This window comes from Halothece sp. PCC 7418, assembly GCF_000317635.1.
GTDB lineage: Bacteria > Cyanobacteriota > Cyanobacteriia > Cyanobacteriales > Rubidibacteraceae > Halothece.
Window position 1 is genome coordinate 1,663,167 of record NC_019779.1, and the last position, 15,745, is coordinate 1,678,911.

The window sequence follows — 15,745 nt, forward strand, 5'->3', positions numbered from 1 at the left end:
CGCTGCTTTTAAGCATCTTGGCTAATTTTGGTCTTGTAAGACTTCTGGTAATAATAAAGGCGGTGGATCACTTAAAAATCCGCTCTGCACAAACGCAGAATAAATCCCTGTTTCCATCGCAATCAGTTCTCGTTTCAGTTGTTCGTTAGCGACTTTTTTCAGAGAAGGATTCTTGTTAGCGTAATCTTCAATTTGTTGTTCTAATCGTTCTAATTCTTCCTGTACGCAATCTCGATATTTATGAAATCGAGGATCAACTTCCCACCGTTGGGTTATTTCTTCTTCCTTGAGATGGGTCAAAATTTGTTTTAGAGCAACCGTCCGCGCAATCAGTTGTAAATACTTTTCTTGCAAATGTTCTTCGTATAAAAAGCCAAGTTGTTTGAGTAACCATTTACTACTTAAACCTTGCACCAGCAGGGTGAATAAAACCACCCCAAAAACAACCGCTTCTAAGGTTTGGCTTTGCACTAAAACAATGGGAACACTTAAGGCTAACGCGATGGAAATTGACCCCCGTAAACCCGACCACCATAAAACGGTTTGCTCATCTAAACTGATATTACTGTACTGGAATTTATTACCGAAGTAGCTCGTGCCATAAATCGCGATCGCGCGCATGGCGACTACAGTAATAATCGCAATGCCAATGGGATAAATATTTGCCCCAAGATTACTAAAGTTGATCTTGTCACCAATGAGTAAGAAAACAATGGAATTGACGAGGAAAGCAACAAAGGCTAAAAACTCAGAAAGCACTTGTTTTTTATGAGGATTCATCTCGGAAACACCGTAAGTACCAAGGATTAAGCCAGTGACAATCACTGCAACCACACCTGATCCACCGAGTTCTTCTGTAAACAAATATGTCCCATAAGAAGCAATCAGTAGTAAGGAACGTCCTAAAAATCTTAAATCAGAACGGTGAATTAGATAGGAAAAAATGAGTCCAATCATTCCGCCCATGAGTAAACCAATGCCAGCTAAAGTCGCAACATTTCCCAGCAAAGCAATGAGATTAACTTGGGTTAAATCTAAATCGGTGGGCAAATCCATTAATAAAACAAATGCCCCAATCGCGATCGCGACGTTAAATAAATTTTCCCCATCTGTCAGGGCAACTAAACGCTGATTCACTCCTAAACGTCCAAATAAAGCTGTAATTGGAGCGGGTGCTGTTGCGGATAAACTTGCTCCTGTGAGAAGAGCAATTAAAGGAGAAATATTAGTGAAAGTGGTCAGAGTAATTGTCACCCCAGTAATGGTGAGGAAAACCCCAATTGCTGCACAGAGAAAAACGATGTTAATATCATGTTTGACTAAAGACCAATTTAAATCTAGAGCCGTTTTCAGCAATAAGGGAGGGAGGAAAATAAACAGAGTCACTTCTGGCGGAACATTAATTAAACGCACGTCAAGTAAGGCTAAAATTAACCCGACAATGACGAGAAGAAGTGTGTAAGGAATATCGCGGAAGCGTGGAAAAGAACGAGACAAAGTTGCTACCGCTAACGAAACAGAAAGAACCAGTAAAAACTGTTTCAAATGTTCCTGTAAGGGAGCTTCGCCCACTACATTTTCGAGTGCCATAAGATTAGGGTGGAGTTAAGGAGTAAGAACGGGAATGCAACTAAAAAAGGTAAGAATTGACAATTCATTATTGGCAACTTCTTCAGATTAAGGAAAATTAAACCTCAACTTAAATGAAGTTGAAATCATGAATTCCTTAATTTCTTTTCTAAGCGGAGGTGAATCTTTTATGGTGAGGTTTCAGTTAGAAATGCCAGGTGCAAACCCCTTGGCTTTCCAACTGCATCAATCAATCGTCTCCTCAGTTCAGCACTATAAAGTAGGAGACTCGCTGTGTCACCTAACAAAAGAGAGAAAGTGCAAGAGCATGATCAGTTTTATCAAGCTCTCACTACTATTAAAACAATATTAAAACAAATTTTACTAATTTTGAAAGCAACTTTTTGCCAACTTGCCTAATAATAATCGGAGTATGATTACTTAATCTCTAGCCAGAGGATAAGAATTGCCAATGAGTTCATCTAGAAAACTACCATTAATTGGTTGGCGTGAGGTGATTGCTCTTCCCAAACTTAACATCCCAGAAGTTAAAGCCAAAATTGATACGGGGGCGCGATCATCGGCACTCCATGCTTACGCGATCGCGCATTATCATGATCAAGGGGAAGCCATGATTCGGTTTTGGGTTCATCCCTATCAAAAAAATACGCAATACAGCATTGAAGCAGAAGCCAAACTGATTGAAATGCGAGAGGTTCGTAATTCTGGGGGGATTGCTCAATTGCGTCCAGTTGTTGAGACCATAGTAGAATTAGGCGAGAAGCAATGGTCAATTGAACTCACCTTAACCAACCGCGATGTCATGGGGTTTCGGATGCTTTTAGGTCGTCAAGCCGTGCGAAACCACTTTTTAGTAGATCCAGGACAATCTTATCTGCAAAGCCAAGCCATAAAACGCAAATGAAACTAGCCATTCTGTCACAAGATGCGTCTCTCTATTCCACACGCAGATTACAAGAAGCAGCAACCGAACGAGAACATGATGTGCAAGTCATTAACTATCTTCGCTGCTATATGAATATTACCTCCCACAAACCGAGTGTGGTGTATCAAGGAAAACCATTAGAAGAATACGACGCAGTGATTCCGAGAATTGGTGCTTCTCGAACCTTCTATGGCACAGCAGTAGTGAGACAATTTGAACTGATGGGAGTCTTTAGTGCCAATGAATCGCAAGCCATCTCGCGATCGCGCGACAAACTACGCTGTTTACAAATTCTCGCCCGTGAAGGGATCGGACTTCCCGTCACAGGTTTCGCCCACGCCACCCAAGACATTGATGGACTCATTGAAACCGTTGGCGGTGCTCCCTTGGTGATTAAATTATTAGAAGGCACACAAGGCATTGGCGTTGTCTTAGCAGAAACCCATCAAGCAGCAAAATCAGTTATTGAGGCGTTTCGCGGACTAGAGGCAAATATTCTCGTGCAAGAATACATTAAAGAAGCAAAAGGGGCTGACGTGCGTTGTTTTGTTATCGGTGGAAAAGTGATTGCAGCGATGAAGCGTCAAGGCGCAGAAGGAGAGTTTCGGTCTAATCTGCATCGTGGGGGAAAAGCGGAAAAAGTTAAACTCACCCCAGAAGAAAGAAGCACCGCCGTGCGTTCCGTAAAAGCCATGGGATTACGAGTCGCTGGGGTGGATCTCTTACGATCCAATCATGGTCCGGTGGTTATGGAGGTCAATTCTTCTCCAGGTTTAGAAGGGATTGAAAAAGCCACTGGAATGGATGTTGCGGGAAAAATCATCGAATATATCCAGAAAAATGCCATTCCCAACAAACTCAGCGATCGTATCCCGTATTAGACAGTTACCAGTTAGCAACTTCCTAATGACCAATGACTAATGACTAATGACTAATGACCAATGACTAACCAAGAATGACCGATATTAAAATTGTGGGCGAAACCATTCCCCCTGGGAAACGGCGTGAACTGGAAATTCCTGTCGCGCGATTAATTACCCATACCCTCTTATCCCTCCCCGTAACGATTTTAAATGGAATCGAATCGGGTCCTTGTCTCTGGATCAGTGCAGCGATTCATGGAGATGAAATCAATGGGGTGGAAATTATTCGCCGAGTTTTAGAACAATTGAATCCTCAAACCCTACGAGGAACATTAATTGCTGTTCCCATTGTCAATGTTTTTGGCTTCTTAGAACAATCGCGATATTTACCTGATCGTCGCGATCTCAATCGTTGTTTTCCTGGTTCCCCTGAAGGATCTCTCGCCTCTCGTCTGGCGAATCTATTTATGCAGGAAATTGTCAGCAGATGTACTCACGGCATTGATTTGCATACTGCTTCCGATCATCGTACTAATTTTCCTCAGATTCGAGCCAATCTCAAAGATGAAGAAACTTATCGTTGTGCCAAAGCCTTTGGCGCACCCGTGATGATTCACGCCACAACTCGCGATGGGTCTTTGCGACAAGCAGCAGCAAAAAAGGGGATTCCCATCTTACTCTATGAAGGAGGAGAAGCCTTACGATTTGACTCAGAAGCGATTCGTGTGGGAACGCAAGGCATTTTAGGGGTGATGAGGATTTTAGGGATGACAACATTTCCAGTGATTACCCCCTTTAGTTCTGTGGAAGTGGAAAAGACCAAGTGGGTGCGGGCTTCTCGCGGAGGAATTTTACGGCTACAAGTGCGTCTAGGAGAATCAGTGGTGAAAAAACAAATTCTTGGCGCGATCGCGAATCCTTTTGGCAAACAAGAGCTTAAAATCCGCTCTCCCCTCAATGGACTCGTCATTGGACACACGCAAAACCCCTTAGTCAATCAAGGAGATGGCATCATTCACCTTGCAGCTAGCCCTCAACAATAATCACAATCTGTACACGGGCGAACCACCGTTCGCCCTACCGCCACTGTTTAAAGTGCGCCCGCATTAGCTAAGCCGAGAATCACTCCTGCACCCAGGACATGACCAAAACTCAGGGTTGCTAATAATTCAGGAACGCCAAAGCCTTCTAAAATCGCAGGTTTTGGGAAAGGTAATTCAGGACCGCCCCCATAATTTTTAATCGCAAACCGACCAATGGCAATACTAAAAATATTACAGAGAATCATCACCATAGCCACAGAGGGACCCCAAGCAATAGTGGTCGGTGTGCTAGATTGAACAGCAACGATTAAACTTAACATCATTTATAAAATTTTCTCCTTAAAGCAAGCTAAAGACTAAAGGCATTATAAAAAGATTTTTTAATGTCACTGTAATTTTTCTTTCTGACGTAACGATATATTTACACTAATTTATATTTCTGAACAAATGCGAGTAAAAATTTGCGGGATTACCAACTTAGAACAAGCCAGCGCGATCGCGCAACTCGGATCAACAGATTTAGGATTTATTTGTGTCCAGAAATCTCCCCGCTATCTCCCCCCACACAACCTTGCTGACATTACCTCTCATCTCCCCTCAACTATGGGCTTAATTGGCGTTTTTGCCAATGCAGACTTATCAGACATTTGCTCAACTGTCAAACAAAGCCACTTAACCGCCGTCCAACTGCATGGGAAAGAGTCCCCTGCATTTTGTCAACAACTGCGTTCGCAACTTCCCAATACAGAACTAATTAAAGCCATTGCGGTTAAAACCCCAGACTCCCTTACAGAAACCGAATATTATGCAGATTGGGTTGATACCTTTCTCCTTGATGCTTACGCCCCTCAACAGCTAGGGGGAACGGGAAAATCCTTTAATTGGGATTATCTCCAAGATTTTCATCCTCAACGCCCTTGGTTTCTCGCTGGCGGACTCACCCCTAACAATATTCAACAAGCCCTTAACATAGCACAACCTGACGGCATTGACCTCTCCAGTGGCGTAGAAAACTCACCTGGAGATAAAAATCTGGATTTAGTCGCGGAGTTATTCCAGACCTTGCAGTCATTAGTCATTAGTCATTAGTGAATTCCTATCTCTGCCTCATCCCTCTGGGGTAATTTGTCGTTTTTGCTACATTCGCTGTAATATATCAATGAAAAGTGGGACTCACGTTAAAGTAGCTAAAGTAGAGAACTACAAAATAGGACTCAAAGACAAGTGACGCAAACAAACTTAGATTTTCTTCTCCAAACCGACCCGACCATTTCGGGAATGATGCAGAAAGAACTGCAACGCCAAAGAGAACACCTAGAACTGATTGCCAGCGAAAACTTTACTTCTCCTGCAGTTATGGCAACTCAAGGGTCTGTTCTCACCAATAAATATGCAGAAGGACTGCCGAAAAAACGCTATTACGGCGGTTGTGAATTTATTGATGAAATCGAGCAAGTCGCGATTGACCGCGCTAAAGAATTATTTGGGGCTGCTAGTGCCAATGTTCAGCCTCATTCGGGGGCGCAAGCGAACTTTGCCGTTTTCTTAACCCTGCTCAAACCAGGGGATAAAATCATGGGGATGGACTTGTCTCACGGTGGACACCTCACCCACGGATCTCCTGCGAACGTTTCTGGAAAGTGGTTTGAAGCAGTTCACTACGGCGTAAGCCAAGAAACCGAACAACTCGACTATGACCACATTTTAGAAGTTGCACGCCAAGAGCGTCCAAAGTTAATTATCTGTGGCTACTCTGCTTACCCTCGGATTATTAATTTTGAAAAATTCCGCGCGATCGCGGATGAAGTCGGGGCTTATCTGTTAGCGGATATTGCTCATATTGCCGGCTTAGTCGCCAGTGGTCATCATCCAAACCCCGTTCCTCACTGCGATGTAGTCACCACCACCACCCACAAAACCCTACGCGGTCCCCGTGGCGGTTTAATTCTCACGCGCGATCCTGAACTCGGGAAAAAATTCAATAAATCTGTCTTCCCTGGTACCCAAGGCGGTCCTTTAGAGCACGTGATCGCAGGTAAAGCGGTTGCCTTTGGGGAAGCCCTCAAACCCGAATTTAAGGCTTATTCTGGACAAGTGATTGCCAATGCCCAAGCCATGGCGCAACAACTGCAAAACCGAGGCTTCAAAATTGTTTCTGGTGGCACGGATAATCACCTGATGTTGGTCGATCTGCGCTCGGTTAACCTCACTGGAAAACAAGCGGATCAATTAGTCAGTGATGTCAATATTACTGCTAATAAAAATACCGTTCCCTTTGATCCTGAATCTCCGTTTGTCACCAGTGGCTTACGTTTAGGTTCTCCTGCTATGACCACACGGGGTCTGGGCACAGAAGACTTTGCTGAGATTGCCAATATTATTGCTGATCGCTTACAAAACCCAGAAGATGAGCAAGTCAAACAAGCCTGCGTACAGCGAGTTGCTGCATTGTGTGAGCGGTTCCCTCTCTATCCGCACTTAAATGCCCCTGTTCCCGCAATGGCATAATCTTCAGGGTCAGCACTTGTTTCCTGTCATAAGGTAATGTCATGATAGATGTGTTCATGGCAAATCAAAACAACCATGTCTGCTGAGTCATATTACCTTCTTTCCTTTTTACTCGGGACAATCCTTGTTATTATGCTGACCCCAATTGTAAAAAGGGTTGGTATCGCGACAGGACAAGTGGATAAACCCGATTCCCGCAAGATCCATAACGCCCCCATTGTTCGCATTGGGGGGATCAGTATTTTTTCAGCAACTGTCTTGACTGTGGTTGCCCTTTACTTGACAAAAGGGTGGGATCTCTTATCTCCACAGGAAATCAAAAATGTGATCGGCGTTACTCTTGGGGGTTGCGTCTTTTTTTTAATGGGATTGGCTGATGATATCTTTGATCTGTCTCCTTTCAAACGATTAGGACTCCAATTTCTCGCCATTGGCGGTTTGTGGTGGCAAGGGTTGAGGATTGATTTAAGTTTTATTCCTTGGGACAATGCTCTGGTGGTCAATAGCTTAAGTTTTCTCATTACCTTTCTGTGGCTTGCTGGAGTGGCGAATGCTTTAAATTGGATTGATGGCATGGACGGCTTAGCATCAGGGGTAACGGGAATTATTGCCCTAGGGATTCTGTTTGTTACCTTAGAAAATGGCAACAACGGCATGGCTCTGCTGATGGCAATTATGGCGGGAAGCGCGATCGCGTTTCTGTGGTATAACTTCCATCCCGCAACCATTTTTATGGGCGATGGGGGCTCGAATTTTCTTGGCTTCATGCTTGCTGGGGCAAGTCTAGTGGGAATTGCTAATGAATCGGGTTGGGGCAATACCCTCGCTCCTTTTGTCTTTTTAGCCGTTCCCATTGGCGATATGATTATTGTGATTAATGCTCGCCTGCGGAAAGGAATGTCTCCCTTTGTCGCTGATAATATTCATGTTCATCATCGCCTCCTAGCGAAAGGGCTGTCTCAAACCATGACCGCACTATTGATTTACAGTGTGACCCTCTGGACGGGAACAATTGGCTTAATGTTTGGCGGAATTGAACAACCGTGGCTTTATTTTCTTCCCGCTACCATATTACTGTTAATAATGATTTGGCAATTGCAACGAAGCCGTAAGGTACAAAAAGAGGAATGATGAGCGCGGAAATTATTTGTGTGGGAACGGAACTCCTCTTAGGAGATATCTTAAACAGCAATACTCAATATTTAGGGCGACAATTAGCGGATTTAGGCATCCCTCACTACTTCCAGACGGTTGTTGGCGATAACCCAGAACGAATTAAACAGGTTTTGAAAATCGCCAGCGATCGCGCTGAGATTTTAATTTTTACAGGAGGATTAGGACCCACGCCTGATGATCTGACCACGGAAACCATTGCCAGCTTTTTTGAAACCCCTCTCGAAGAAAGACCCGAATTAATCACCGATATTCAAGAAAAGTTTGCCAAACGGGGACGAAAAATGTCTCCTAGTAATCGCAAACAAGCGCTGATGCCCGTAGGCGCAACAATTCTCCCGAATCCTATGGGCAGTGCTTCGGGGATGATTTGGCAACCCCGTGAAAGTTTAACGATGATGACCTTTCCTGGTGTTCCTGCGGAAATGCAACGGATGTGGGAAGAAACCGCCGTTCCCTACCTGAAAGCCCAAGGCTGGGGCGCAAATGTCATTCTCAGTCGTACCTTACGGTTTTGGGGGATTGGGGAATCGAATCTGGCGGAAAAAGTCAGTGCTTTGTTAGAAATGGATAACCCCACTGTCGCGCCCTATGCCTCCAAAGGGGAAGTGCGCTTGCGAGTTTCAGCCCGTGCCGAATCTCAAGAAAGCGCGATCGCGCTGATTCAGCCTTTAGAAGAACAAATTCAAGCCATTGCTGGACAAGACTACTTTGGTGCGGATGACGACACCTTAGCCAGTGTCGTCGGGAAACTCCTCTTAGAAGCCAAACAAACCGTTGCTGTTGCTGAATCTTGCACTGGGGGGGGGTTAGGGGCAATGCTGACTTCTGTTTCTGGCAGTTCGGGTTATTTCCTCGGCGGAACCGTCGCTTACAGTAATGAGGTGAAACAGGGGCAATTAGGCGTCAAAGCAGAATCTCTCAACCAAGAAGGCGCAGTCAGTGGGACGGTTGCTCAACAAATGGCATTAGGCGTTAAAAAACAATTCCATAGTGATTGGGGTTTGAGCATTACAGGAATTGCTGGCCCCACGGGCGGAACCGCCGAGAAACCTGTGGGCTTAGTTTATGTTGGTATTGCTGATCCCAATCAAAGCACGGATCAGCTAGAATTACGGCTAGGAGAACAACGCTTACGAGAGACCATTCGTCATATCAGCGCGTGCCATGCTCTCGACCAATTACGACGCAAATTGTTGTTAGCCCAAGAATGAGCAAGATGGAAGCCTTCAGCCCGATTCCCCCCAAATGGACTAATGATGCAGTTCATTCTCTCGACTTTTATTGTCCCCAGTGCGGAAATGAACCCCGAAAAGCACAACGGGTTTGGATTAATCGTCGTGCGCCCGTTATTGGCGATGATTATGAGCGCAAATGGCAAGAATTTTATCAATGTGACTGTGGAGAAGTCTGGTGGGCTTGGAGTAATGATCGTCCCCCGTCTGAGTTTGCTCAACGCGATAACCCTGTAGAAGAATAGCCGAAAAAATCCTGCAAAGGAGTGAAGGGGAGAGGGGGAGACAGGATGTAGGGTGAGGAGGAAACCAGTAGGGGCGAACGGTTGTTCGCCCTTAGACCAAAGAACAAAGAACAAATAATAGGAGTATTTTATGAGTTATGATTATGACTTATTCGTTATTGGTGGGGGTTCGGGTGGCATTGCTGCAGCCCGTCGCGCCACGGAATACGGGGCAAAAGTGGGACTTGCCGAATTTGATCGCTTAGGGGGAACTTGCGTGAATCGCGGTTGCATCCCGAAAAAGTTAATGGTCTATGGGTCTCATTTTCCCCATTGGTTTGAAGATGCCAAAGATTATGGTTGGTCTGTGGGAGAAGCAACTCTCGATTGGACAAAAATGACCAAAGTGGTGAATGGGGAGGTGGATCGCCTCAATGGGGTCTATCAACGGATGCTGGATAAAGCCGATGTCACCGTTTATCGAGGCTATGCTCAGTTTATAGATGCCCATACCCTGAAAATCGGAGAAGAAAAAGTCACTGCTGATAAAATTTTAATTGCCGTGGGTGGGATTCCCGAAAAAGCAGATGTTCCTGGAATTGAACACGCGATCATCTCCGATGCGATGTTTACCTTACCCCAACAACCGAAACGGTTTGTGGTTCTCGGTGGCGGTTATATTGGGGTTGAGTTTGGTTGTATTCTGAATGCTTTAGGGTCGCAAGTCACTCAGATTATTCGCCGTCCTTATATTTTACGCGGGTTTGACCACGATATTCGCGAACATCTCCAAAATAGTCTCATTGAGCAAGGGGTTAATGTTTGGGGAAATACAGAAATTACATCCATTGAAAAAACGAAAGAGGGCTTCAAGTTAACCACAACTGGCGATCGCGCGGAAACCATCACCGCAGATGTCGTCTTAGCTGCAACTGGACGGATTCCTCGTTTAGAAAAATTAGGACTGGAAAACACCAGCGTGGAAGTGAACAACGGCGCGATCGCGGTGAATGATTATAGTTGCACGACTGTTCCCAATATCTTCGCCGTCGGTGACTGTACGGATCGCATCAATCTGACACCTGTGGCGATTCAAGAAGGACGCGCTTTTGCGGATACCGAGTTTGGCGGGAAAGATCGCATCATGAGTCATGAAAATGTTCCCTCTGCGGTCTTCACTAGCCCCGAAGCAGCAACGGTGGGCTTTACGGAAGCTGAAGCTAAAGAACAATTTGGAGAAGATGATATTCAAATTTATCGCGCCCGCTTTGGTTCGACTTACTTTAGCGTCACGCAACGGAAAGAAAAAGCCATGTTAAAATTAGTGGTTCAAAAAAGCAGCGATCGCGTGTTAGGGGCGCACATGGTCGGTGAAGCAGCAGCAGAAATCATGCAAGGGGTTGCTATTCCTATTAAAATGGGTGCAACCAAAGCGGATTTTGATGCCACAGTTGCGATTCATCCCTCCGTTGCTGAAGAATTTGTCACCATGCGCTAATTAATATCAAATCCTTCATCAGAAGGGGGTTGGACAGTAGTTCGCCCCTTTTTTTTCGATTCTTTTATCTTAATGCAACGAACAACGAACGAAGAACGGTCTCAGATGAGGAAATAGTTACTGAGATTGTGCAACTTCCATTTCTTCAGAGGGCGGGAGTAACCGTTTAGAAGAGGGGCGAAACTTATCGGTTTCTCGCAGACGCTGACTGAGAAAACGACAGATTTCGAGAATAATATGGGGGCGCTGACTGATGACGCTGATAAAACGGCTTTTTTCCAGTTTCAGGAGAGTGCAATCTTGCAGCGCGATCGCGCTTTCCCAATGGGGGGCTTCATCAAATAAAGAAACTTCCCCGAAATACTCACCAACCGAGAGATGGCGTAAATCTTGAGATTCACCGTCAAAATCTTTGACAATGCGGACGCTTCCTTCCGCAATAATATAAAGATGCGTTCCCCATTTCCCTTCACTAAAGATGGTCTGATCGGCTAAAACTTGTTCCTGTTCGAGGGCTTTATCAATTAATAATAATTCCTCTAAAGATAAGTTTTTAAATAGAGCAACGTTTTTGAGTAAGAGTAAACGATTCATAAGCACATTTTGTAAAGAGGGACGATGAAGGATCGGGAGAAACAGTTGTTGGGCGGTATTTTTCACCAACGGATCGGGGTCTTTCATCAAGGCAAAGGGCACAGTTGCCATCACAATTAAAGCCCCAATGCGAATCCAACGATCGCGCGCTTCTAGGGCTTCTAACAGTAATTTATACCCTTTTGACCGTAACCAAGCAGGTGAGGTGGTGCGCGATCGAGCCGTGGGTTTCGGCTGCGGTTGACCCATCTGTTCTAAAATTGGCATCAACGGCAGGGCAAACCGTCGCTGGGGTAAAGTAGCAAGCACTTCCACCGCGTTGGCAACTTCCCGAGGATTGGTGGAGTTAAACGCTCGGCTGACTGTGTTAACGGTGCGCGAGTGTCCTAAACAAGATAGAATGTATAACACTTTCTGGACTACTCGGTTATGATAATCAGAAATCGCGATCGCTAAAGGTCGCCAGTTCGGGTCAGACTGAGGAATCTGTTTTTGCCAGGCTTGGGTTTTATTCAATTCCCGAAAATCAGGGGCGAGATAGTCTAATAAAATTTCATTGGCTTTTTTCGTCCGTACTTGTGTAATCGCCGTGATCGCAGCATTAACCACTTCTGAGTTACGAGAAGAGAGACTGTCTTTGGCTAAGGCTAATCCCTGTTCACCATAGGTGGCTAACACTTGGGCTGCTTCTTGTCGCACTCGCGGATCGGCATCTCCTAATCCCATGCCCACATTATGAAGCATTCCTTCACAGCGCGTAACCCCCAACAGGTGGAAAGCAGCAGCCCGTACTTCCGAATTAGGATGTTTCAAGTCTCGACTCGCCATTTCTGCAATTTCAATATCTCCGCGATCTGAAACTTTGGCGAGTGCTTCTAAGCCTGCTTTTTTTAGGGTTGCGTTATCGTTGCTTAAAATCGGTTCTAGGAGGTAGATCAAATCTCGATTTTCCGTTTTTCCAATCACTCGCGCGATCGCGATCGCTGCCTGTTCTTCCCAAGGAGAATCCCACACTTGTTCACTCATCGCCTCAATTTCCCGATTCGTAGGAGTCAGAGACATTTTTACCACTAGGGCTGCCAATAAGCGAATTTTTTGGCTTTCTGCTTGCAACAGTTGCTGTATTTTCAGGAGAGAAAGGGAGTCTTGATTGGCGATTAAAATTTCTAATGCGGTTGTTTTCAAGGCAACGCGATCGCTGTCCAGAAATTCTTTAAACTTGTCTAAAGCCTCAGTATCCGCATCTGTACCAAAGACATCGACAACAGCTAAGCGAATCGCTGCGTCATTGCCATTTTCTTCCAGTAACACTTTCACTTCGGGTAAAAACTGACTCGGTTTTCCCAGACGACGGGCAAATTCTAGCCCTTTGACCTTGGTGTAGGGATCACCATTAATAATCAAATCTTGGATTGCTGTGCTCGATCCTGCGGGAAGTTGGGTGCGATAATTAAACTCATCTAACTCCAAGGTATTGGAGCGAATCATGCTTTCTAGCCCTTCTGCATAGAGTCTTCCCATGGGCAGTCGCGCTAGTAACCCCACTGTTGTCAGAATAATGGCAATCCCACCAATTTGCATCGCACTGAGAAAAGATTGAGCAATTAGTAAGGAAACCCCAGCTAGGGTTAACCCCACAGCATAAAAAATCCCATCTGTCAAGGTTCGCACTCGTCCTGAAAATTCGGGGGGGATGGCGTTATAGTTGAGTTGGTGAACGGGAGTGGCTAACCCTTTATTAATTGAATCGCCATTAATATTGAGCGCGATCGCGCTTTTCAGGTCTCCTCTTAACGCAAATCCCAATAAAGCAGCAAGGGTCACCATGGGATACGCAACATTCATCCGTGTCACTCCTAACCAGCGCAGTAACGGACGAGTGATACAAAACAAGGTTACAATTTGTGTGGTACTGGTAATAATGCGAATCTGTCCTAAAAAACCCGTTAATTCAGAGTCTGTAAAGTGATTAGCATAAGTGCTAAACCAGAGAAACTCTGACATTACATAAATCAGAATAAATAAGAAACTGCTGCTGGCGAGATAGAACACTAAAGGATAACGTTGCACTAAATCGGGAAATGTCCTTAAAGATTCAAATAAACCAATGCGTTTCTTGGTACTACTACTTTCTAAACGGGGTTGCGAATTTTCCAAATAAATCACTTGCGCGATCGCGATTCCAAAAACTAACACCACACAACCCAGTAATTGTCGGTTATTCAAATACTGCGCCAACAACGTGGTCAACAGTCCTCCTAACAAGATTCCCACCGCTTGTGCAATCCCAAAAAAAGGCGCGTAACGTTTATATTCGAGGGTAGTAAAGTAATCTGTAATCAGGTTGGGATACAGAATATTAATGAATAAATCAAACTGAAAAAACGCCGTAATGCTGATACAAAAATACAGAGGGAGGGTATTGAAATGGAGGACGAGAGAAAAAACCGAGAAGAGAATAACAGAGCCAAAAAGGGTATATTGAAAAAGACGAACTCGACTAAAGCGATCAATAACTTGGGACACTCCACCATAAGCAACTGTGGAGAAAAGCCCTAATAAAATAAAAGAAAGGGGAAGATACTCAGCACCCGCATTACTGAGAAAAAGCGAGTTTGCAATGTTCATCGCCATAATGCAAAAAGTGAGCATCGTCACCGCAAGCATTAAAAATTGCGTGAGACGGTTCACTTTCCAAGTGGAGAGGTTGAAGCGTTGTTCCACAAACTGATTGATCATTGAAGGGTTTGAGGGTTGAGAGAGCGGAAGTGGACAGAAAATGTGATTTAAGTGAGTCCATTAACCAGCACTTTGAGTAATTTGAAAACTCTTCTCTGCTCAGAAGTGCAACCATAACTTTCTCGACTTGAGTTCCCATCGTAGCTTAAACGCAGCCCTTTTGCGTTGTTTTTCATTTCTGAGTTTTTGTAAACTTTTCAGGTCAGGATGTCATCCTAGGGATCAACATTGAAGGGGAGAAATTGCAGAAAGGGTTTGACTAATTTTTAACTACCGTTGCTGTGTTGATCCTCAGTGAACGATAATTTGGAGTGCCGTGCTGATAACTCAGAAGCCAGATTAATTGCAGCTTTTAAACTCTGACAATTGGCGACTCCTTTCCCCGCAATATCAAAGGCGGTTCCGTGGTCGGGAGAAGTGCGAATAAAGGGTAAACCAATCGTGGTATTAATTGCTTCATCAAACGCCATTAACTTCACAGGAATTAACCCTTGGTCATGATATAACGCGAGATACGCATCCGCAGCCGTAGCATTTGCATCCTGAAACCAAGCGAATCCAGGTTTGACCCATAAAGTATCTGGGGGGACTAATCCCACTAAATCGACTTCAGGATAGCTTTTACGGGCTTGTTCTAGCCAAGAGAATAACCAATCTTGTTCTTCTGTCCCCAGTTGTCCCGCTTCTCCACTGTGAGGATTTAAACCCGCGATCGCGATTTGCGGTTGTTCAATGCCAAAGTCTTGTTTTAAAGTCCGAATCAGTAAGTCTAGCTTTTGCGTCATCAAAGCTGGAGTTAACGTTTCTGGGACTGCTTTGAGAGGAATGTGAGTGGTCGCCAGCAGTGTTCGTAATGTCCAACCCGTACGCGGCGATCGCGCCACAAATAGCATTCCAAACTGTTCGACTTGTGCAAATTGGGCTAAGACTTCGGTTTGTCCAGGATAATCGTGTCCCGCTAACGTCCAACAAGATTTAGCAATAGGAGACGTGACGATCCCATCAAAGTTTCCCGCCAAGGTTTCTTCAATCGCTGTCTTCAGATAAGCAAAACTGGCTTCCCCACTAGCAGCATTTCCCGACCCCACGGTAATCTCATCGAGTGTTTTCACGGAAAGGGGAACTTCTAGTAAAGGAATCTGATCAACTGAGACTAAATCAGAAACATCGTTTAACTGTTGTGCTGTTTTTTCCAGCAGCGATCGGGTTCCCACCACTGTCACCTCACAGCCTTCGCTCACAGTCGGATCAGCCAAGGCTTTCAAGACAATTTCTGGTCCAATTCCTGCGGGATCTCCTAATGTCAGGGCTAAGCGCGATCGCTGCTTTTGTTTAATCATCTGGTCACCCCCT

13 protein-coding genes are annotated in these 15,745 nt (G+C 44.9%); 9 read left to right on the top strand and 4 right to left on the bottom strand.

Features of this window, described 5'->3' with window-relative positions; translation table 11 throughout:
- Positions 1-21: 21 nt before the first annotated feature.
- Positions 22-1,590, bottom strand: coding sequence for a sodium:proton antiporter (locus tag PCC7418_RS07540; protein WP_015225584.1), 1,569 nt, complete (start codon positions 1,588-1,590; stop codon positions 22-24).
- A gap of 451 nt (positions 1,591-2,041) precedes the next feature.
- On the opposite strand from PCC7418_RS07540, the gene PCC7418_RS07545 reads away from it, so the two are divergent.
- From PCC7418_RS07545 to PCC7418_RS07555, 3 genes are all read left to right on the top strand, one after another.
- Positions 2,042-2,494, top strand: coding sequence for a RimK/LysX family protein (locus PCC7418_RS07545; protein WP_015225585.1), 453 nt, complete (start codon positions 2,042-2,044; stop codon positions 2,492-2,494).
- The gene (gene rimK, locus PCC7418_RS07550; protein WP_015225586.1) at positions 2,491-3,396 is read left to right on the top strand and encodes a 30S ribosomal protein S6--L-glutamate ligase; all 906 of its coding nucleotides are present in this window, start codon (positions 2,491-2,493) and stop codon (positions 3,394-3,396) included. The genes PCC7418_RS07545 and rimK overlap by 4 nt, the downstream gene beginning before the upstream one ends.
- Before the next feature lie 74 nt (positions 3,397-3,470).
- On the top strand, positions 3,471-4,421 hold the full coding sequence (locus PCC7418_RS07555; protein ID WP_015225587.1) for a succinylglutamate desuccinylase/aspartoacylase family protein: 951 nt from the start codon (positions 3,471-3,473) through the stop codon (positions 4,419-4,421).
- A 47-nt stretch (positions 4,422-4,468) separates the two neighbouring features.
- Here PCC7418_RS07555 and psaK read toward each other — a convergent pair whose 3' ends face one another.
- Positions 4,469-4,744, bottom strand: coding sequence for a photosystem I reaction center subunit PsaK (psaK, locus tag PCC7418_RS07560; RefSeq protein WP_015225588.1), 276 nt, complete (start codon positions 4,742-4,744; stop codon positions 4,469-4,471).
- A gap of 124 nt (positions 4,745-4,868) precedes the next feature.
- Here psaK and PCC7418_RS07565 point away from each other — a divergent pair, with 124 nt between their 5' ends.
- The 6 genes from PCC7418_RS07565 (at position 4,869) to gorA (ending at position 11,059) form a co-directional block, all read left to right on the top strand.
- Complete coding sequence (locus PCC7418_RS07565; RefSeq protein WP_015225589.1) at positions 4,869-5,510, top strand: phosphoribosylanthranilate isomerase; 642 nt, start codon at positions 4,869-4,871, stop codon at positions 5,508-5,510.
- Positions 5,511-5,645: 135 nt separating this feature from the next.
- Positions 5,646-6,929 (top strand): serine hydroxymethyltransferase, encoded by a 1,284-nt coding sequence (gene glyA / locus PCC7418_RS07570; RefSeq protein ID WP_015225590.1) that lies wholly within the window; start codon positions 5,646-5,648, stop codon positions 6,927-6,929.
- A 75-nt stretch (positions 6,930-7,004) separates the two neighbouring features.
- Complete coding sequence (locus PCC7418_RS07575) at positions 7,005-8,060, top strand: glycosyltransferase family 4 protein (protein WP_015225591.1); 1,056 nt, start codon at positions 7,005-7,007, stop codon at positions 8,058-8,060.
- The gene (locus PCC7418_RS07580; protein WP_041596193.1) at positions 8,060-9,316 is read left to right on the top strand and encodes a competence/damage-inducible protein A; all 1,257 of its coding nucleotides are present in this window, start codon (positions 8,060-8,062) and stop codon (positions 9,314-9,316) included. The genes PCC7418_RS07575 and PCC7418_RS07580 overlap by 1 nt, the downstream gene beginning before the upstream one ends.
- 5 nt (positions 9,317-9,321) lie before the next feature.
- On the top strand, positions 9,322-9,582 hold the full coding sequence (locus PCC7418_RS07585) for a hypothetical protein (RefSeq protein WP_041596194.1): 261 nt from the start codon (positions 9,322-9,324) through the stop codon (positions 9,580-9,582).
- Positions 9,583-9,712: 130 nt separating this feature from the next.
- A complete protein-coding gene (gene gorA / locus PCC7418_RS07590) occupies positions 9,713-11,059 on the top strand; it encodes a glutathione-disulfide reductase (protein ID WP_015225594.1) in 1,347 nt (448 codons plus the stop codon).
- A 117-nt stretch (positions 11,060-11,176) separates the two neighbouring features.
- On the opposite strand, the gene PCC7418_RS07595 is transcribed toward gorA, so the two are convergent.
- Together PCC7418_RS07595 and pdxA are read right to left on the bottom strand one after the other, a co-directional pair.
- The gene (locus PCC7418_RS07595; RefSeq protein WP_015225595.1) at positions 11,177-14,392 is read right to left on the bottom strand and encodes a cyclic nucleotide-binding domain-containing protein; all 3,216 of its coding nucleotides are present in this window, start codon (positions 14,390-14,392) and stop codon (positions 11,177-11,179) included.
- A 266-nt stretch (positions 14,393-14,658) separates the two neighbouring features.
- Entirely contained in the window at positions 14,659-15,732 is a 1,074-nt protein-coding gene (pdxA, locus tag PCC7418_RS07600; protein ID WP_015225596.1) for a 4-hydroxythreonine-4-phosphate dehydrogenase PdxA, read from the bottom strand.
- Positions 15,733-15,745 lie beyond the last annotated feature (13 nt).